Source organism: Marinobacter nauticus ATCC 49840, assembly GCF_000284615.1.
Classification (GTDB): domain Bacteria; phylum Pseudomonadota; class Gammaproteobacteria; order Pseudomonadales; family Oleiphilaceae; genus Marinobacter; species Marinobacter nauticus.
In genome coordinates this window covers 1,596,661-1,614,762 of the sequence record NC_017067.1, presented here as the reverse complement: position 1 = coordinate 1,614,762, position 18,102 = coordinate 1,596,661, and the positions used below count along the sequence as shown (strand labels likewise).

Genomic DNA, 18,102 nt, shown 5'->3' with positions numbered 1-18,102 from the left:
CCCGCAAATGCGGGGCTTTTTTGATTTATACCATCCGTTATTCCCGGTTCTGATCCGAGCACTCACGACCCCCAGGGTTCGTGTAGCAGCGGATTTTTCTCAGTATGGTCATCATGTCCTCGTGATACACCGCAGCCGCTAACCGGGATTCCGGGTCCGATGAAGACAACAGATCGAGCCGGACCTGCCTGAGCATTTCCTGATAATCCCGCTTATCTTTGGCAGCTATATCGATCCATCTGTCCTCGGGGACCCGCTCTTCGAACTGCCGGATGATCCGGATGGCTTCGGGATACAAGCGGGCCATCGTCTTTCGGGAATCACGAACAAAGTCGTCCGTAAAGGTCCCTTCCCTGGCAAAGAGCTGCACTGTCACCTGACCAACCGGGTAACGAACTATTCCCCCGTTTTCACCCGCGCCGCGAAACATCTCCAACACCTCCCACGCCGCCGCAGGTGCATAACTGATATCCACCGCGCCGGAATTGAACAGATTGGCAAAATTGGAAATTCTGGCCTCAACCGGCTCAGCACCAACGTAACTCACCATATGGCGGGCATCGTGATGTCCCTGGAAAACACTGAAGCGCTTGCCCTTGAGAGCATCGACATGGTCAATCGCCCTGTCTTTCACGAATAGATAAGCAGCGCCCATTGGCGCCACTCCGAGCATTTGATAGCCATTCTGCGTTAAATAAGGTTCGAGCCTTGGTCGCGACAGGCCGTACAACAGAACCCGGAGATCTTCGTAGTATGGTATGGCACCGATTGCGCTGATCGAGCCCGTAAAATCGTTAAAGTTCCGGGCTCCCATATCTGTTACCGCAACGAGATCACATCGGCCTTCCCGAAAATCCCTGACCGCCGCATCCTCATCGGTATAGGGCTGCATGTTCAGAAGCACCCTGTTCTGAAGTGCACTTCGCTGATACTCCCGAAGCAACTGGTAGACAAATCCGCTGGCCCCGGCAACATCAAACACGCAGAACGATTTGGAGTCAGTTGACGCTTTTGCAGGACTCGCCATAGCAAAAGAAACAAATGCCAATAACGCAAAAATTGAAGGGATATTCTTAGTCATCAACGGCTGCATCCTTATTGTTGTTTGCATACCGCGAGTCGGGCCGCGGACACCTATAAAAATGACAGATGTTCACGACCAATGAATTGACGGTTCCGCCAGCGTTTTATGCAGAATCTGGCCAACGGGCATTCAGGGCCAGAAATGATCAGACAAAAAAAACCGCTGGACGGGTAGCCCGGCCAGCGGTTTCATGAGGCTCGGTGAGGTCAGACCGCCTCGGCCGGCTCGTCCTCATAATCAAAGGTCAGCTCGTCGTCCTTGAGCTGAATGAATACATCACCGCCGTGCTCCGATAACCGACCGAACAGGATCTGCTCCGCCAGCGGGCGCTTGATCTTGTCCTGGATCAGCCGCGCCATCGGTCGGGCACCCATGGTTACGTCATAACCTTTCTCCGCCAGCCAGAGCTTGGCCGCATCATCAACGTGAAGCACAACATGCTTTTCGTCCAGCTGCGCCTGAAGCTCGGTAAGGAACTTGTCCACCACGTGAGTGATGGTGTCCTTCTGCAGATCGGCGAACTGGATAATGCCATCCAGTCGATTGCGGAACTCCGGCGTGAAGGTTTTGCTGATCACCTCCATGCCGTCGGTGCTGTGATCCTGCTCATTGAACCCGATCGAGCGACGGGCCATGCTTTCAGCGCCCGCGTTGGTGGTCATCACCAGAATCACGTGGCGGAAATCCGCCTTACGGCCATTGTTATCCGTCAGGGTGCCGTGGTCCATCACCTGCAGCAGCAGATTGAAGACTTCAGGATGCGCCTTCTCGATCTCATCCAGCAGCAACACGCAGTGCGGATGCTTGTTGACCGCTTCGGTCAGCAGACCGCCCTGGTCATAGCCGACATAGCCCGGAGGCGCACCAATCAGGCGTGAGACGGTATGACGCTCCATATACTCTGACATATCGAAGCGAACAAGCTCGATGCCCAGCACCTTCGCCAGCTGCTTGGTGACTTCCGTTTTACCGACACCGGTCGGCCCGGCAAACAGGAAGGCACCTTCCGGCTTCTCAGGCGCTTTCAGGCCTGCCCGAGCCAGCTTGATGGCGGTTGACAGGGATTCGATCGCCGGATCCTGACCGAACACCACCATTTTCAGATCGCGCTCAAGATTGCGCAGCAGATCCTTGTCGCTGGTGGAAACATTCTTCGGCGGAATTCGCGCAATATTGGCGACCACGTCTTCGATGTCGGTCACGTCAATGGTCTTCTTGCGCTTGTCTTCCGGCTGCAGCCGCTGCCGTGCACCGGCTTCGTCGATCACGTCGATGGCCTTGTCCGGCAGGTGCCGGTCGGTGATGTACCGGTCTGCCAGCTCTGCGGCTACCCGCAACGCCTTGTCGGTGTACTTGAGATCGTGATGTTTCTCGAAGTTCGGCTTGAGACCCTTGAGGATCTGGTAAGTGTCCTCAACGCTCGGCTCGTTGACATCAATTTTCTGGAAGCGACGCGCCAGGGCGCTGTCTTTCTCGAAAATACCGCGGAACTCCTGAAACGTGGTCGAACCAATGCAACGGAGTTCGCCTGAACTGAGCATAGGTTTAAGCAGGTTGGAGGCATCCATCACGCCGCCCGACGCAGATCCGGCACCGATGATGGTGTGGATCTCATCGATGAACAGAATGGCATGATTCTGCTTCTTCAGGTCACTCAAAAGGCCCTTGAGGCGTTTTTCAAAATCGCCACGATACTTGGTACCGGCCAGTAACGCGCCCATATCCAGTGAGTAGACGACGGCATCCGAAATAATCTCCGGCACCTGCCCGTCCACAATCCTCTTGGCCAGACCCTCGGCAATGGCTGTCTTGCCAACGCCGGCCTCGCCCACCAGCAAGGGGTTGTTCTTGCGGCGGCGAACCAGAATCTGTACCACCCGCTCAACCTCATGCTCACGGCCAATCAGCGGATCAATACGACCCTGCCGTGCCTGTTCGTTGAGGTTAGTGGCGTAGCTCTCCAGCGGACGGGAATGACCGCCCTCTTCCGCTGCTTCGTCCTGGGCAGCGTGATCCGCGCCTTCCTGGTCCTCTGCTCCCTGAACCCGGGAGATACCATGGGATACGAAATTAACCACGTCAATCCGGGCAATATTCTGTTTTTTCAGCACATAAACCGCCTGGCTTTCCTGCTCACTGAAGATGGCTACCAGTACGTTTGCTCCGGTTACCTCCTTCTTGCCAGACGACTGCACATGGAATACCGCTCTCTGCAGTACCCGCTGGAACCCCAAAGTGGGTTGGGTTTCGCGCTCACTGTCGGAGCTAGGGATCAGGGGGGTGGTGGAGTCCACAAACTCTACCAACTCTTCCTCAAGGCGCTTCAGGTCTGCACCACAGGCTTTCAGGACACCCACTGCCGATTCGTTGTCGAGAAGGGCCAGCAACAAATGCTCTACCGTCATGAATTCATGACGCTTGTCCCTCGCATTTTTGAAGGCCGTATTCAGCGTAATTTCCAGATCTTTACTCAGCATGGGCCACCCCAACGTCTGTCAGTCCGCACGTTCAATCTCGCAAAGGAGCGGATGTTCGCATTCCGAGGAATACTGGTTCACCTGTGCTGCCTTTGTTTCCGCGATGTCTCGGGTATATACCCCACATACGGCTTTTCCCTGCGTATGGACGAGCAGCATCACCTGCGTCGCCTTTTCTTCGTTCATGGCGAAGAACTTCATCAGTACGTCCACCACAAAATCCATGGGCGTGTAATCATCATTCAGGAGCACAACCCGGTAACGCGCCGGGCGCTTCAGGGCAGGCTTCTCCGGCGCAACACTGACCCCCTCATGGCGACCGGGTTGTTCATCCTCCCCCTGATTGAATACTAGTAGAGAATTCTCAATTGTCCGCATGGTTCCATATACCGGTTATTCGGTTCCTGACTTAAATGTGGATGCGTGGCAGCGTGTTTTCAAGCCAACACTGCCCACAAGCGTGCGTTGTTTATCAATACGAACATGATACCGCTTCCAGACCTGCCAGAACCACCTGTTCCGCAGTATCCGGCACTTGACTCGGGCGCCGGTTTGGCCGACAGTTAATGTGCATTGTTAAAGAATGTAAACTCATGCTTCAGCGTGTAACCCAAAGCCACATCCAATACCGGTTTCACGTTGTTGGCAACAGTTCCGGCGCCACCAGGGCGCTGTGAATTCAACACACAAAACCAATAATAAGGGAGCACCTGCCAAGCCTCTGGAACTCGCCCGCCATACACGGGCACCAAAACAGAGGAGCAGTCAGCGCCTCCCAAAGTGACAGCAAAGGAACAGGGGAGTTCATCATGCCAAGAGGCAAAGTCAAATGGTTCAATAATGCCAAGGGATACGGCTTCATCATTGAAGATGGCTGCAGCGATGACCTGTTTGCCCATTTCTCCTCAGTCCAGATGGATGGCTACAAAACCCTCAAGGCCGGTCAGACGGTAACGTTCGACAAGAAGCCCAGCGACAAGGGCGTTCACGCCATCAACATTGTCCCGGACGAGGTTCCGTCCAGAGAGACCGGGGCAAAAACGGCATCGAATTCGTCGGATCAGGCGGCTCAATCCAGCAACAGCAACGAGAGCTACACGCCCCGTGCTGTAAACGGCTGATGCCAGGCGTTGCCTGAAGCCCTCAGCCAACGCCGGCAGCCTGCCATTTCTTTCCTTTTCCCGCCGGTTCTGCCGGTGGGGAGGCTTCGTGCTTTTTAATCAACGGTGATTGCAGTAGTCTTGGCGCTTTCGCGCATTTCCGGCACAGGACTTCACCTATGGCTAAGCTGATTCTCTTCAACAAGCCGTTTCACGTATTGAGTCAGTTTACCGACGAGCGCGCCAGCCATCCCAGAGCTACCCTAGCCGACTGGATTGACCAACCCGGCGTTTATCCGGCCGGTCGACTCGATTACGATTCCGAAGGGCTTTTACTGCTCACCGACCAGGGCGCATTACAGCATCGTATCGCATCGCCCACCAACAAAATGCCCAAGACTTACTGGGTTCAGGTCGAAGGTGAGCTCACAGACGAGGCCCTGCACAAGCTTCGCAAAGGTGTCGTGTTGAAAGACGGAATCACGCGGCCGGCCAGAGCGGAGCGACTTGAAACACCCGACCTGTGGCCCCGCAATCCGCCGGTGAGATTTCGACAGAATGTGCCTACCACTTGGCTGGCGCTGACTATTACCGAAGGCAAAAACCGGCAGGTTCGCCGAATGACGGCGGCGGTGGGCTACCCTACCTTGAGACTGATCCGGGTCCGCATCGGGGACTGGACCCTGGATAACCTGAAGCCCGGCGAATACCGAAGTGTTACGGTCAATCTGCCCGACACTCCCCCGAAACTATCAACCAGGCCCAAAAGGAGGCGTCACCGATCATGACCTGGAAACCCCATGCCACCGTGGCGGTGGTTGTTGAAGACGATCAGGGCCGGTTTCTTCTGGTTGAGGAAGTCAGTGGCGGGAAGGTGGTTTTCAATCAACCCGCAGGCCATATCGAGGAGAACGAGGCCATTCTGGATGCCGTACGCCGGGAAACCCTCGAAGAGACCGGGTGGGAGATAGAACCGGTTTATTTCCTCGGCATCTACACCTACAAGGCCCCCGCCAATGGTGTCACCTACTACCGGTTCTGTTATGCCGCCAAAGCCCTCCGGCACGCCACCGACAAGCTTGATACCGGCATCATCGGCCCTCACTGGCTGACGCCGGAGGAAATCCGGAAACTCGGTGACCAGCTTCGAAGCCCCCTGGTGCTCCAGTGCATCGAGGATTACCGAAACGGACGCAAATTCCCCCTTGATGTGGTTGTGGATGGACAGACGTAATCACCGGATGATGTTAAAATTCGCGCTTTTGACCGGTTCCCAGACGAAATGACCCATAATACTGAGCCCCAATCCCCCGAGCACACCCGCGTGATCGTCGGCATGTCCGGCGGCGTGGATTCCTCCGTTGCGGCCTGGCTCCTGAAAGATCAGGGGTACCAGGTGGAAGGCCTGTTTATGAAAAACTGGGACGAGGACGACGGGACCGAATACTGTACTGCAATGACTGATCTGGCAGATGCCCAGGCTGTTGCAGACGCCATCGGCATCAAACTGCACACCGCCAGCTTCGCCGCGGAGTACTGGGACCGGGTATTCGAGCATTTTCTGTCGGAATACAGTGCCGGCCGAACCCCCAATCCGGACATCCTCTGCAACAAGGAAGTAAAATTCCGGGCATTTCTGGATTACGCCGTTACTCTGGGCGCCGACTATATCGCGACCGGCCATTACACACGCCAGCGCCCGCTCAACGATGGTAGCGGCAAGGCCCAGTTGCTCAAGGGGCTGGACCCCAACAAAGACCAGAGTTACTTCCTCCATGCCGTCTCCGGCCAGCGCATCGCCCGCACCCTGTTTCCGGTGGGCGAACTGGAAAAGCCGGAGGTTCGCCGGATTGCTGAAGAGCAAGGGTTCGTTACTCACGATAAAAAAGATTCGACAGGAATCTGTTTTATCGGGGAACGGAAGTTTACCGATTTTCTGAAACAGTACCTGCCCGCTCAGCCCGGCAACATTGAAACGCCCGACGGCACGGTGATTGGCAAACATCAAGGCCTGATGTATCACACCATAGGGCAACGTCAGGGCCTTGGCATTGGCGGTCTTGCGGAGTTTGGCGACGACCCCTGGTATGTGGCAGAAAAGGATCTCAACCGGAACGTATTGATTGCCGTCCAGGGCAAGCATCACCCACTGTTGTTTTCGCGAGGACTGGTCTCGGGCCCTGTTGACTGGGTTGCCGGCGAACCTCCGGCACAGAAGTTCCGCTGCAAGGCGAAAACCCGATATCGCCAACCGGATCAGGATTGCGAGGTTACCGTCATAGACGGTGGCGTGAAGGTCATCTTCGACGACGCCCAGCGTGCCGTAACTCCCGGTCAATCCGTGGTTTTCTATCAAGGTGAGGTGTGCCTGGGCGGCGGTGTTATTGAGCAAACCTGGCGCGATAACGAAGCTTTACCCGCAAGACTTGAGCGCCTGGCAAGTGAAGGATCTGACACATGAGCCGCTCCCTGCATGACCAGACCCTGGCGCTGGCCGGCCTGTGTCAGGCTGCGACCCTGGTGCAGCAGATTGCCCATAACGGCAACTGCAATGAAGACAGCCTGGAAACCTGTATTCGCTCATTGTTTGCCACCAACCCGGCCTCAACGCTGGATGTCTACGGCGGCGAATTGTCTGACATACAGGAAGGATTGACGGTACTTTCAACGGTACTGGCCCAGCACGGCCAACCTCAGGACGTAGAAATCCTGCGGTACGTGTTCAACCTGATCCAGCTTGAAGCCAAACTCAAACGCTCCCCGGACATGCTGGACGTTATCGGGAACAGGATCGAGCAGGCCCGGCATACCGCCAGCCATTTCGGTTACAGTCACAGCAACCTTCTGGGCAATCTCGCCTCGATCTATGCCGATACCATCAGCACCTTCCGTTTGCGCATTCAGGTAACCGGCAACCCGCAGATACTCCAGCGTAATGAAAATGCAGACAAGGTACGGGCCCTGTTGCTGGCCGGCATCCGATCTGCCGTGCTGTGGAGGCAAAGTGGCGGCCACCGCTGGCAACTCATTTTCACCCGCAAGAAGGTCATCAGCCATGCCCGGGAGTTGCTGCGCTGATTCAGCGAGCCGGCTGGTGTATCATTAGCAGCTTCATTTTCCTGTCCCGCTTTTTCTTTGATGAACTGAGAGGTTTTCGATGGAACTCACCGCCCTGACCGCTATTTCTCCGGTCGATGGCCGCTACGGCAGCAAAGTCAGTGTATTTCGCAGTATTTTCAGTGAATACGGCCTGATCCGTAACCGGGTAACCGTCGAAATCCGCTGGTTGCAGAAACTGGCTGCCCATCCGGCGATTACCGAAGTGCCCGCGTTTTCCGCCGAAGCCAATGCGTTTCTGGACAAGATGGTCAACGAGTTCAGTCTGGCCGATGCTGAGCGAATCAAGGAAATCGAACGCACCACCAACCACGACGTCAAAGCGGTTGAGTACCTGATCAAAGAAAAAATTGCCGACGTGCCTGAGCTGCACGCGGTGACCGAATTTGTTCACTTTGCCTGCACCTCAGAGGACATCAACAACCTGTCCCATGGTCTGATGCTGCGCGAAGGCCTGGATCACGGCCTGCTGCCGGCCATGGACAACCTTGTCGAAAAGCTGGCCGAGCTGGCCCGGGAGCACGCTGAACAGCCCATGCTGTCCCGCACCCACGGTCAGACCGCCTCCCCGACCACGGTCGGCAAGGAACTGGCCAACGTGGTCTATCGCCTGCGCCGCCAGCTGATGCAGATCCGCGAAGTGGAAATCATGGGCAAGATCAACGGTGCAGTGGGTAACTACAACGCCCACCTGTCTGCCTACCCGGACGTGGACTGGGCTGCCAACGCCGAAGAATTCATTGAGAGCCTGGGCCTCGACTGGAACCCGTACACGACCCAGATCGAACCCCACGACTACATCGCCGAACTCTATGATGCCATTGCTCGCTTCAATACCATCCTGATCGACCTGGATCGGGACATCTGGGGCTACATCTCCCTGGGCTATTTCAAACAGAAAACGGTGGCCGGTGAAATTGGATCTTCTACCATGCCCCACAAGGTGAATCCGATCGACTTCGAGAATTCCGAAGGTAATCTCGGCATCGCCAATGCCCTCTTCGGCCATTTGTCAGCCAAGCTGCCGATTTCGCGCTGGCAGCGTGACCTGACCGACTCCACCGTTTTGCGCAACCTGGGCGTTGGCTTTGCCCACAGCCTGATTGCCTACGAAGCCACCCTCAAAGGTCTGGGCAAGCTGGAAATCAACCCGGCCCGTCTGAACGAAGACCTGAACAACGCCTGGGAAGTACTGGCGGAGCCGATTCAGACCGTGATGCGCCGTTACAACATCGAGAAACCCTACGAAAAGCTCAAGGACTTGACCCGTGGCAAGGCCATGACGCCCGAAGTCATCAAGAATTTCGTGGAAACCCTGGAGATCCCGGAACAGGCGAAGGCCGAACTGCGCGCCCTGACCCCGGACAACTACATCGGTAACGCGATCGACCAGGCCAAAGACATCTAGGCAGGAGCAACACCATGGATATGCTTGGCGGGCTGACGGCCAATGAATTTCTGCGCGACTACTGGCAGAAAAAGCCTCTGGTTATCCGCCAGGCGTTTCCCGGTTTTCAGTGCCCGGTCAGCCAGGATGAGCTGGCCGGACTGGCCTGCGAAGAAGCCGTTGAATCCCGCATCGTCATCGAGAACGATGCCGGAAAACCCTGGCAGCTTCACAATGGCCCGTTCACTCCGGATCGTTTCAGCGAGCTGCCGGAGCAGGACTGGACCTTGCTGGTCCAGGGCCTGGACCACTGGGTACCGGAAATTGCTGATCTGCTCGACAACTTCCGGTTCATCCCTAACTGGCGGCTGGACGACATTATGGCCAGCTACGCACCGACAGGCGGTAGCGTTGGGCCCCACTACGATATGTATGACGTGTTTCTGCTGCAGGCCCAGGGCCACCGCCGCTGGACCTTCGGCGGACACTGTGACCACAGATCGCCACGGGTAGAAGGTACACCCTTACGGATTCTGAGCAGTTGGGACGGCGAAGAAACTGTGACCCTGGCGCCGGGTGACATGCTTTACCTGCCACCAGGCGTTGGCCATCATGGGGTGGCGGAAGACGACTGCATTACCCTGTCTGTGGGTTTTCGGGCACCTACGGTCGACGACGTACTGACCAGCTTTACCGACTACCTGAGCCAGAAGGAAAAAGCGGCTGAACATCTGGATGACCCTGACCTTCAGGTTCAGGAGAACCCCGGGACTATCGGCGCCGACGTGGTTGAACGTCTCGACGCGGTAATTCGGGAGCAACTCGGTGATCGGCGTAATCTGGCCCTTTGGTTCGGGCAGTTCGCTACCGCCCCCAAAAGCATGGACATCGTCGTTCCAGCCGAGGAGCCGGCGGAGGCCGAAGATCTGGCCGAAGCCATTCGGGCCGGTGAACAACTGCGCTGGAATGAAGGCTCCCGTTTCGCCTACCATGAGCTGGACAACGAGACCGCTCTGTTTGTTGATGGCGAACAATTCCTGCTCAAGGGCGACGCCCGTCCGCTGGCTCCCCTGCTCTGTGCCCGCTCCCGTATTGACATGGCGACACTGGCAGAATTTGCCGGCGACGAAGCGTTGCTGGGGCTGTTGACCAACCTCTACAACCAGGGCTCGATCTATTTCGAGTAAGCCATGGATCTGAGATTTCGCAAATACAGCTGGCAACTGGCACCCGGGTCGGTTCGCGAGATTCGCCAACGGGTGTTTATCGATGAGCAGAAGGTGCCGCCAGAGCTTGAGTGGGATGACACCGACGAGATTGCGGATCACTATCTTGCCGTCGATGCGTCCAACCAACCCGTGGCCACTGCCCGTCTGTTTTCCGCCCTGGAAGAAACCGGTTACATCGGCCGCATGGCCGTATTACCGGAAGCCCGGGGCAAAGGTGTTGGAGAAGCCCTGCTCAGGCACCTCATCGCCGAATCTGCCGGTCGCTACCATGAGCTCCGGCTCTCAGCCCAGGAACATGCCACCGGTTTTTACCAACGATGTGGTTTCCACATCTGCTCTCTTACCCCCTATGACGATGCCGGCATTCCGCACCTCGACATGCGCTGTCTGGCACCGGATCTAGCCCACCGGGCCGGTGCAGGTCGCAGCAACCCATTAATCCTGGGGGCCGATGAGGAATCCTGGCTGTTCGACCAGCCCTCATCCTTCATGAACCTGATGGATTCCCTGGTTGGCCAGGCTGGCCAGCGCCTATGGCTTTACGACCGGATTCTGGACCATGAATTCTACGACAGGCATCGCCTGCGGGAATTGGTCTCTGCCCTCGCCCGTCGGCATCGACTGAGCGAGGTCCGTTTGTTGATTCACGACGACAAGCCATTAGTGCAACGACGACACCAACTGGTGGAACTGATGCGCCGGCTCACCAGCCGCATTGAGCTCCGACTGGTAAACGAGGACTACCCAATGGAGGATCAGCCCTTCCTGCTGGTCGACCGCCAGGGCGTGTTGTACCGACACAGCTTTGACAAGACCGAGGGCTTTGCCGATTTTTCCGCCAGCCGGCGGGTCCGGCTGATGGAAGAGGCGTTCCAGAAAATGTGGGACGCCGCGCGCCCCTCTCTGGAGTTACGCGAACTACCGCTCTGAGTGGGACACCTGAACCGCCTGAGGTGACTCGAAACTGGCCCCGAATGGCGCAAATTCCTCATCCACCTCTTCGGCCACTTCAACAATCAGTTTCCGTAGCCACTGATGGTCCGAGTTGTGCTGCAGCAGCGGACTCCAGGCCATCTTGAGTTCAAAGGGCGGAATCTCAAAAGGCGGCACCTTGACCACCAGATTTGGATTATCTTTTTGCAGCCAGGCTGCTCTGGAGGGCAGCGTGGCAATCAGATCGTGTTGTTCCGCCAGCAGCATCGCCACCTGGTAATGGCGCGTAAACACGGAAATCTGGCGCTTGCGCCCCATTCGGCCCAACGCCTCATCCACCCAGCCCAGACGTTGAACATCCTTCGGGTTTACCCCCACTCCGACGCCAAACCCGGTCTTGCTGACCCAGATATGGCTGGCGTCCAGATAGGTATCCAGTGTAAACGGCTCTTTCAGGATCGGGTTCCGGGCGTTCATCAGGCACGCAAAGTATTCCGTCCAGAGGGTTTTCTGGTGAAACGACTGGGGAATCTTGTCGAAACGGTTAATCGCCATGTCCAGACGACCCTGCTCCACATCCAGAAAACTGACGTCACTGGGCGTCAGAACATCCAGCGTGACATGCGGTGCTTCCTGCCGGATACGGCGCAAAACCCTTGGCATCAGGCAGGATTCCGCGTAATCACTGGCCATAATCCGGAACACCCGCTGGCTTTCACCGGCCGCAAATGGTGTTTTTTCCTGCACCGCCTGCTCGATATCCGATAGAATCCCGCGAACCAGTGGCTGCAATTCCCTGGCCCGCTCTGTGGCCGTCATGCCTTCACTGGTTCGCACCAGCAGAGGATCGCCAAACAGGTCCCGCAGCCTCCGCAAACCGTTACTCATGGCCGGCTGAGTGATGCCAAGGTGATTGGCCGCCTTGGTTACATTGCGCTCCCGCAACAGCACATCCAGGTACACAAGCAGGTTCAGATCAACGCGGGAAATGTCCATAGGCAGCCAGACCTCACCGTCAGCAGCAGGGTGTATTATTCATTTCCGTAATATACAGGAATCTGGAAATTCACGTAATAAATGAACCTTCCGCCCTGATTACAACCAGAAAAGGACGGGATAGCATATTTCTGCTAGGCTTTCAGGGCGTTACCGAATAATATCAAAACCAATAAAACAAGCCCTCGGGCCAGACGTTCATTCAATCCGGAGCCTAACCCCACACCATGGATACCACTACCATTGTGCTGCTGCTCGCCGCGATCGTCACCGTTTCCCTGGTTATTATCGTTTTCAGCCAGATGCGGGAAAAAGCGAGGATCGAACGCGTTCGCAAAATGACGGCTCAGGAAGATGCCTACAACAAGGCCTACCGCCTGCTTACCGAGATTCCCGGCCAATACCTCACGCCAGACCTTAAACTGCTGCTGCTCAAGCGCATGGAAGACGCCTGCCAGGAACTGACCGCTCTGAAGAGTGATCAGCCGGTAAAACAGTGGCTGGAGAACATTGCGCAAACCAAGAAGCAGATTCTGGAAAAGAACGACCAGCGCCCACCGGTAAAAATCGACACGCCAGAAAAATCCAGCTATATCAAAGAGCTGTTACAGGCTTTGTTCAAGCTGATTGAGGCTATGCATAAAGCCGGCCGGATAGACTCTGCCACCGCCAAGAAGAATCTGAAGTATGTTCTGTTTCTGGTGCACAAAACCCACGCCGACCTGCACGTTTTCCAGGCCCGCGATTTCATTCGCCAGAACCAGATCCGCAAGGCCATTCACGCTTATCACCTTGCCAGTACTGAGATGGGCAAATCCCGGGACAACCCTCTTGCCATGAAAGCGGTGAAGAGCTTCCGTACCCGCATCAAGGAACTTGAGGAAATGAGCACAGAAGGCAAGATGAATGAGGAAAACCATTCCAAGCTGGACAAGGAATGGGACAACTTTCTGCAGGACGACGACACCTGGAAGAAAAAAGCGGATTACGACGACTGAACGCGGCTTCGTAAACGCCCATATCTCAAGGATGACGCAACATCGTGTTTAACAGAATCAGGCAACGGCTCTCCTATCGCCTCACCCGGGACACGGTCCTGGTCGCCATGGTGCTGGGCCTGGTACTGAACCTGATCCAGATTACCCTGGACTACTTCACCGCCCGGGAATCGATGGACCGCGAAGTTCGCGCCCTGATTGAAATCAGCCAGAGCCCGGCATCCCAGATAGCCTATAACATTGATGTCCGGCTCGCGGAGGAGCTGCTCGACGGCCTGCTGCAACACCCTGCCACCATAGACGCTCGAATTATTGACAGCGATGGCCAGACCATGGCTGCGGCCAGCCAGAGCAGCCCGGTTTCCCGCTATCGCTGGATCAGCGATCTGCTGTTTGGCGCCAGCCGCGTGTTCAATGAGGAACTGCAGGTGCCACAATTGGCGGATCTGCCTCTGGGCCAGCTTGTTGTAACCATCGACACCTATCATTACGGCATACAGTTTCTCACCCGGGCGACCAATACCCTGATTATCGGGCTGCTGAAAAGCCTTGCGCTCTCCGGTGTACTGCTCGCCATTTTCTATTTTGTGTTGACCCGACCCATGATGAACGTCATCAACGCCCTCAGTCAGGTGCGTGCAAGTTCTCCGGAGAAAGTCCGGCTTCCTATTCCGGAAAACCACAAAGGTGATGAAATCGGCACCATGGTGGGCATCATCAACCAGCACCTGGAAAACATGGAAGTGAGCGTGGCCAAGCTGCGATCCGCCGAAAGCGCCATGAAAAACTATTCCAGCCAGCTGGAACGGGAAGTGGAGGACCGCACCCGGGAGATATCTGAAAAGAATGAAGCTTTGCTGCGCGGTAACCGGGCGCTGGTCCGCGCCAAGGAAGACGCTGTTCGCAGAGCTCGCGCCCGGGCCAACTTTCTGGCAAGCATGAGCCACGAAATTCGCACTCCACTCAACGGTGTTCTGGGCATGCTGGGTCTGGCACTGGAAAGCGAGAAAGACGCAGGTCAACGCAATCGCCTGGAAATCGCTCTGAATGCCGGTGAGAGCTTACTTGGCCTGCTCAACGACATTCTCGACATCTCCAAGGTAGAGGCTGGCAAACTCTCCCTGGAAAGCATTCCTTTCAGCATGAGAAAACTGATTGAAGAATGCGCAACCCTGCACGCTCAACAAGCCCGGCGCAAAGGCATTAACCTGGTTAACGAGACCGCGCCGGATTTGCCAGAACATTTTCTGGGGGACCCCACCCGTACCCGTCAGATTCTGAACAATCTGCTCAGCAATGCCATCAAATTCACCGATGCAGGCACAGTAAAGATTCGCACCAGCTGGTCCGGGGGCAGCTTGCGACTGGAAGTCATCGACACCGGGATCGGTATGTCGAGAGAAGGGCTTCACCGGATCTTCTCACCGTTTTCCCAGGCCGATACTGACACCACCCGCCTCTATGGCGGAACCGGGCTTGGGCTGACACTCTGCAGACAACTGGTGGAGCGAATGCATGGCCAGATTCTGGTGGATTCCAAGGAAGGCGCCGGAACCCACTTTACCGTGACCCTGCCGCTTCCGGTACACCAGGGCGATGAGCCGGCGATCGAAGCAGGCATGCTACGACGCCTGAGCGATATTGGTATTGCCATGGCCCTGCCCCAGAGCAACCCTCACAGACTGGCCATTGAGTCCCAGTTGCGCTCCTGGAACATACCGGTGCGCAGTGCCAGTCGGCATCCGGAAGGAATCCTGCTGATTGATGCTGCAAATTCGCCCCGGGAAAGCCTTGCCTTTGCCAATGACTGGCGCGGAGAAGGGGTGATTCTGGCCGATCAGTCCGGAACCGCAACCAGCAATCACCCCAGACACTGCGTCGTGGCACTGCCGCTGCGCAGGGACGACCTGTTCCGATGCCTCTGCGCAGCCGGCGGACTGGATTCGGGTGGGCAATCAACACGCCCGGATCGGTCGCTTGGCACAGGCCAGCCACCGATACCGGCTCTCAACATCCTGTTGGTGGAAGACAATCAGGTCAACCAGTTGGTGGCCAGCAGCCTGTTGAAGAAACTGGGGCACCGGGTAGATCACGCGGAGAACGGGCGCAGAGCCCTTGAGGCACTCCAAAACAAAACTTACGACCTGGTGCTGATGGACTGCCAGATGCCGGTTATGGATGGTTACGAAGCAACCCGTGCTATCCGCCAGAACCCCCAATGGCAGACGCTACCCGTCATTGCGGTAACCGCCAATGTGATGCAGGGCGACCGGGAGGATTGCCTGGCATCGGGCATGAATGACTACATCACCAAGCCCTACAATCGTGACGAACTCAGGGCGGTTATCGCTCGCTGGGCTCCACTGCCTCCAGAATCTCCAACAGACTCCTGAGCTCCTGTCGCAGTGACAGCAATCGCTCCGGATCAATATCCAGACCACACATAAGTCGGCCAGGCACGTTCGCCGCCTTGGCCCGCAGCGCCCGTCCGGCATTGGTCAGCCTCAGCCGAACCACCCGCTCATCCTCGGCGAGCCGAGCCCGTTGCAACAGATCCCGCTGCTCCAGGCGTTTAAGCAGCGGCGTCAAAGTGCCCGAATCCAGTCTTAATCTGGCCCCCAGGTCGCTGACCCGCGGCTTGATTCCCTCACGGTCCGCTTCCCACATCACCAGCATGACCAGGTACTGGGGATAGGTCAGCCCCAGCTCCTCAAGTATCGGCCGGTATCTGGCAGTCACCGCCCGGTTCGCTGCATACAGTGCAAAACAGATCTGGTTATCAAGCGCCAGTATCTGATCGTTATCTGTCATGGTCAGAGCAATTTCTCGATATCGGCGCGGATGTCGGCCGGCTTGGCCGTTGGCGCATAGCGCCGCACAACCTGACCTTCCCGGTTGACCAGAAACTTGGTGAAATTCCACTTCACTTTCTCAGAACCCATCAGGCCTTTGGCCTCACGTTTCAGGAACCGAAACAGCGGATGTGTGCCGTCACCATTCACCTCAATCTTGGCGAACATGGGGAAACTGACACCGTAGTTCAGGGAGCAGAACTGGCTGATGGCATCGTCGTTACCAGGATCCTGATTCATGAACTGGTTACAAGGGAAACCCAGAACCTCAAACCCACGCTCCCCCAATTCCTCATGGAGCGACTGCAGCCCCTCAAACTGAGGTGTAAAACCACATTTTGAGGCCGTATTTACGATAAGCAGAACCTTGCCCCGATAATCGTCCAATGAAACTTCCTGCCCTTTAATATCTTTGGCACTGAAGCTGTAGATGGTTTCGCTCGCCATGAAATGTCTCTCCTGTAGTGGCCGGCTCGGGCCGATTTGTATGAACGACCGAATTGTATTGTGCACAATTTAATTTCCCGCAACAATACTGCGAATTGTCAGTTCGGGTCAGCCTGATGACACATCACTTCAAAGACGGTCCGTAAACTATCCTGATTTGGCCACAATTCCACACAATTGCCCCTGTTACCCCGAGGCGTCCCTCCGCTAGAATAAGGCTTTCGTTCAGAACCTTAGCGAAGGACCCAGGCTCCCATGCAGAACTTTTTCAAATCCGCCAAGCTCGACAATGTCTGTTATGAAATTCGTGGCGTGGTTCTGCGTGAGGCCCGCAGGCTCGAAGAAGAAGGGCACCGCGTTCTGAAGCTGAATATCGGCAATCCGGCAGCCTTCGAGCTCGACGTGCCGGAAGAAATCCAGCAAGACGTCATCTACAACATGCATCAGGCCCAGGGCTACGTGGAATCCAAAGGCCTGTTTTCGGCCCGAAAGGCCGTGATGCACTATTGCCAGCAGCGGGGCATTGCCAAAGTCGATATTGATGACATCTACCTCGGCAATGGCGTCAGCGAGCTGATCGTGATGTCCATGCAGGCATTGCTGAACACCGGCGATGAAGTGCTCATTCCGGCCCCCGACTATCCGCTCTGGACCGCCGCCGTCACGCTGTCCAGCGGCAAGCCGGTGCATTACCGCTGCGACGAACAACAGGACTGGTTCCCGGACATTGACGATATTCGCAAAAAGATTACCCGCCGGACCCGGGCTATTGTGCTGATCAACCCGAATAACCCGACCGGTGCCGTGTATTCAGAGGAACTGCTACAGCAGGTTCTGGAACTGGCCAGGGAACACAATCTGATCATCCTGTCGGACGAGATCTACGACAAGATCCTCTACGACGGTACCGAGCACACATCCATTGCCTCGATGGCGGACGATGTGCTGTTTTTCACTTACAACGGCCTGTCGAAGAACTACCGGGCGGCTGGTTATCGTTCTGGTTGGATGATCATCAGCGGAGCCAAACACAAGGCCCGGGATCTGATCGAAGGCATCGACATGCTGTCGAACATGCGCCTTTGCGCCAACGTACCGGCCCAGTTGGCGATCCAGACCTCTCTGGGCGGCTATCAGTCCATCAACGACCTGGTGGCACCGGGAGGTCGTCTGTACGAGCAGCGTGAGACCGCCTGGCGCATGCTGAATGACATTCCCGGGGTGAGCTGCGTCAAGCCCAAAGGGGCGCTGTACCTGTTTCCAAGACTGGACCCAAAGCACTTCCCCGTGGTGAATGACGAGAAGCTGGTTCTGGATCTGCTGCTCCAGGAGAAAATACTTCTGGTTCAGGGCTCGGCCTTCAACATTGATGACAAGCAGCATCTCCGGGTTGTTTTCCTGCCCAGAGCGGACACGCTGTCGGATGCCATGGGCCGTCTGGGCAATTTCCTTGAACACTATCGCCAGTAAACCGGAGTCAGT

The 18,102-nt window shown here is 56.3% G+C and carries 17 protein-coding genes; 11 read left to right on the top strand and 6 right to left on the bottom strand.

Annotated elements, in window-relative coordinates:
• Positions 1-37: 37 nt before the first annotated feature.
• The 3 genes from MARHY_RS07430 to clpS form a co-directional block, all read right to left on the bottom strand.
• Entirely contained in the window at positions 38-1,111 is a 1,074-nt protein-coding gene (locus MARHY_RS07430) for a putative solute-binding protein (RefSeq protein ID WP_158011878.1), read from the bottom strand.
• A gap of 179 nt (positions 1,112-1,290) precedes the next feature.
• Positions 1,291-3,561 (bottom strand): ATP-dependent Clp protease ATP-binding subunit ClpA, encoded by a 2,271-nt coding sequence (clpA, locus tag MARHY_RS07425; RefSeq protein ID WP_022991058.1) that lies wholly within the window; start codon positions 3,559-3,561, stop codon positions 1,291-1,293.
• A gap of 18 nt (positions 3,562-3,579) precedes the next feature.
• Positions 3,580-3,939 carry an ATP-dependent Clp protease adapter ClpS gene (gene clpS / locus MARHY_RS07420; RefSeq protein ID WP_011785238.1) on the bottom strand — a complete coding sequence of 120 codons (360 nt, stop codon included), beginning with the start codon at positions 3,937-3,939 and terminating at the stop codon, positions 3,580-3,582.
• Positions 3,940-4,370: 431 nt separating this feature from the next.
• Between clpS and MARHY_RS19035 the strand changes: the two genes are divergently transcribed.
• The 8 genes from MARHY_RS19035 to MARHY_RS07380 all read left to right on the top strand — a co-directional run bounded on the left by MARHY_RS19035 (position 4,371) and on the right by MARHY_RS07380 (position 11,324).
• Entirely contained in the window at positions 4,371-4,682 is a 312-nt protein-coding gene (locus MARHY_RS19035; protein WP_014421222.1) for a cold shock domain-containing protein, read from the top strand.
• A gap of 158 nt (positions 4,683-4,840) precedes the next feature.
• Positions 4,841-5,449 carry a pseudouridine synthase gene (locus MARHY_RS07410; RefSeq protein ID WP_011785240.1) on the top strand — a complete coding sequence of 203 codons (609 nt, stop codon included), beginning with the start codon at positions 4,841-4,843 and terminating at the stop codon, positions 5,447-5,449.
• Positions 5,446-5,895 carry an NUDIX hydrolase gene (locus MARHY_RS07405; protein ID WP_014421221.1) on the top strand — a complete coding sequence of 150 codons (450 nt, stop codon included), beginning with the start codon at positions 5,446-5,448 and terminating at the stop codon, positions 5,893-5,895. Before MARHY_RS07410 ends, MARHY_RS07405 begins: the two co-directional genes overlap by 4 nt.
• A gap of 48 nt (positions 5,896-5,943) precedes the next feature.
• A complete protein-coding gene (mnmA, locus tag MARHY_RS07400; protein ID WP_041654634.1) occupies positions 5,944-7,122 on the top strand; it encodes a tRNA 2-thiouridine(34) synthase MnmA in 1,179 nt (392 codons plus the stop codon).
• Entirely contained in the window at positions 7,119-7,739 is a 621-nt protein-coding gene (hflD, locus tag MARHY_RS07395; protein ID WP_014421219.1) for a high frequency lysogenization protein HflD, read from the top strand. The genes mnmA and hflD overlap by 4 nt, the downstream gene beginning before the upstream one ends.
• A 79-nt stretch (positions 7,740-7,818) precedes the next feature.
• Positions 7,819-9,186 (top strand): adenylosuccinate lyase, encoded by a 1,368-nt coding sequence (gene purB, locus MARHY_RS07390; protein ID WP_014421218.1) that lies wholly within the window; start codon positions 7,819-7,821, stop codon positions 9,184-9,186.
• 14 nt (positions 9,187-9,200) lie between these two features.
• Positions 9,201-10,352 (top strand): ribosomal protein uL16 3-hydroxylase, encoded by a 1,152-nt coding sequence (locus tag MARHY_RS07385; RefSeq protein ID WP_014421217.1) that lies wholly within the window; start codon positions 9,201-9,203, stop codon positions 10,350-10,352.
• 3 nt (positions 10,353-10,355) lie between these two features.
• Complete coding sequence (locus MARHY_RS07380) at positions 10,356-11,324, top strand: GNAT family N-acetyltransferase (RefSeq protein ID WP_014421216.1); 969 nt, start codon at positions 10,356-10,358, stop codon at positions 11,322-11,324.
• Here the strand turns inward: MARHY_RS07380 and MARHY_RS07375 are convergent.
• Positions 11,313-12,323 carry a LysR family transcriptional regulator gene (locus tag MARHY_RS07375; protein ID WP_011785247.1) on the bottom strand — a complete coding sequence of 337 codons (1,011 nt, stop codon included), beginning with the start codon at positions 12,321-12,323 and terminating at the stop codon, positions 11,313-11,315. The two genes, MARHY_RS07380 and MARHY_RS07375, sit on opposite strands and share 12 nt — an antisense overlap.
• A 227-nt stretch (positions 12,324-12,550) precedes the next feature.
• Here MARHY_RS07375 and MARHY_RS07370 point away from each other — a divergent pair, with 227 nt between their 5' ends.
• Both MARHY_RS07370 and MARHY_RS07365 read left to right on the top strand, forming a co-directional pair.
• Positions 12,551-13,321 (top strand): hypothetical protein, encoded by a 771-nt coding sequence (locus tag MARHY_RS07370; RefSeq protein ID WP_014421215.1) that lies wholly within the window; start codon positions 12,551-12,553, stop codon positions 13,319-13,321.
• A 44-nt stretch (positions 13,322-13,365) separates the two neighbouring features.
• On the top strand, positions 13,366-15,714 hold the full coding sequence (locus tag MARHY_RS07365; RefSeq protein WP_014421214.1) for a hybrid sensor histidine kinase/response regulator: 2,349 nt from the start codon (positions 13,366-13,368) through the stop codon (positions 15,712-15,714).
• Here MARHY_RS07365 and MARHY_RS07360 read toward each other — a convergent pair.
• Both MARHY_RS07360 and MARHY_RS07355 read right to left on the bottom strand, forming a co-directional pair.
• A complete protein-coding gene (locus MARHY_RS07360; RefSeq protein WP_014421213.1) occupies positions 15,665-16,132 on the bottom strand; it encodes a MarR family winged helix-turn-helix transcriptional regulator in 468 nt (155 codons plus the stop codon). The genes MARHY_RS07365 and MARHY_RS07360 overlap by 50 nt on opposite strands.
• A 2-nt stretch (positions 16,133-16,134) precedes the next feature.
• Positions 16,135-16,620, bottom strand: a complete 486-nt coding sequence (locus MARHY_RS07355; RefSeq protein ID WP_014421212.1) for a glutathione peroxidase — start codon at positions 16,618-16,620, stop codon at positions 16,135-16,137.
• Positions 16,621-16,875: 255 nt separating this feature from the next.
• Here MARHY_RS07355 and MARHY_RS07350 point away from each other — a divergent pair, with 255 nt between their 5' ends.
• On the top strand, positions 16,876-18,090 hold the full coding sequence (locus tag MARHY_RS07350) for a pyridoxal phosphate-dependent aminotransferase (protein WP_014421211.1): 1,215 nt from the start codon (positions 16,876-16,878) through the stop codon (positions 18,088-18,090).
• The last annotated feature ends 12 nt before the right edge of the window (positions 18,091-18,102 follow it).

Bases quoted from the DNA above. Each gene is read 5' to 3' on its own strand.
- MARHY_RS07430 (WP_158011878.1), bottom strand. From the start codon at position 1,111: ATGCAAACAACAATAAGGATGCAGCCGTTGATGACTAAGAATATCCCT.
- clpA (WP_022991058.1), bottom strand. From the start codon at position 3,561: ATGCTGAGTAAAGATCTGGAAATTACGCTGAATACGGCCTTCAAAAAT.
- clpS (WP_011785238.1), bottom strand. From the start codon at position 3,939: ATGCGGACAATTGAGAATTCTCTACTAGTATTCAATCAGGGGGAGGAT.
- MARHY_RS19035 (WP_014421222.1), top strand. From the start codon at position 4,371: ATGCCAAGAGGCAAAGTCAAATGGTTCAATAATGCCAAGGGATACGGC.
- MARHY_RS07410 (WP_011785240.1), top strand. From the start codon at position 4,841: ATGGCTAAGCTGATTCTCTTCAACAAGCCGTTTCACGTATTGAGTCAG.
- MARHY_RS07405 (WP_014421221.1), top strand. From the start codon at position 5,446: ATGACCTGGAAACCCCATGCCACCGTGGCGGTGGTTGTTGAAGACGAT.
- mnmA (WP_041654634.1), top strand. From the start codon at position 5,944: ATGACCCATAATACTGAGCCCCAATCCCCCGAGCACACCCGCGTGATC.
- hflD (WP_014421219.1), top strand. From the start codon at position 7,119: ATGAGCCGCTCCCTGCATGACCAGACCCTGGCGCTGGCCGGCCTGTGT.
- purB (WP_014421218.1), top strand. From the start codon at position 7,819: ATGGAACTCACCGCCCTGACCGCTATTTCTCCGGTCGATGGCCGCTAC.
- MARHY_RS07385 (WP_014421217.1), top strand. From the start codon at position 9,201: ATGGATATGCTTGGCGGGCTGACGGCCAATGAATTTCTGCGCGACTAC.
- MARHY_RS07380 (WP_014421216.1), top strand. From the start codon at position 10,356: ATGGATCTGAGATTTCGCAAATACAGCTGGCAACTGGCACCCGGGTCG.
- MARHY_RS07375 (WP_011785247.1), bottom strand. From the start codon at position 12,323: ATGGACATTTCCCGCGTTGATCTGAACCTGCTTGTGTACCTGGATGTG.
- MARHY_RS07370 (WP_014421215.1), top strand. From the start codon at position 12,551: ATGGATACCACTACCATTGTGCTGCTGCTCGCCGCGATCGTCACCGTT.
- MARHY_RS07360 (WP_014421213.1), bottom strand. From the start codon at position 16,132: ATGACAGATAACGATCAGATACTGGCGCTTGATAACCAGATCTGTTTT.
- MARHY_RS07355 (WP_014421212.1), bottom strand. From the start codon at position 16,620: ATGGCGAGCGAAACCATCTACAGCTTCAGTGCCAAAGATATTAAAGGG.
- MARHY_RS07350 (WP_014421211.1), top strand. From the start codon at position 16,876: ATGCAGAACTTTTTCAAATCCGCCAAGCTCGACAATGTCTGTTATGAA.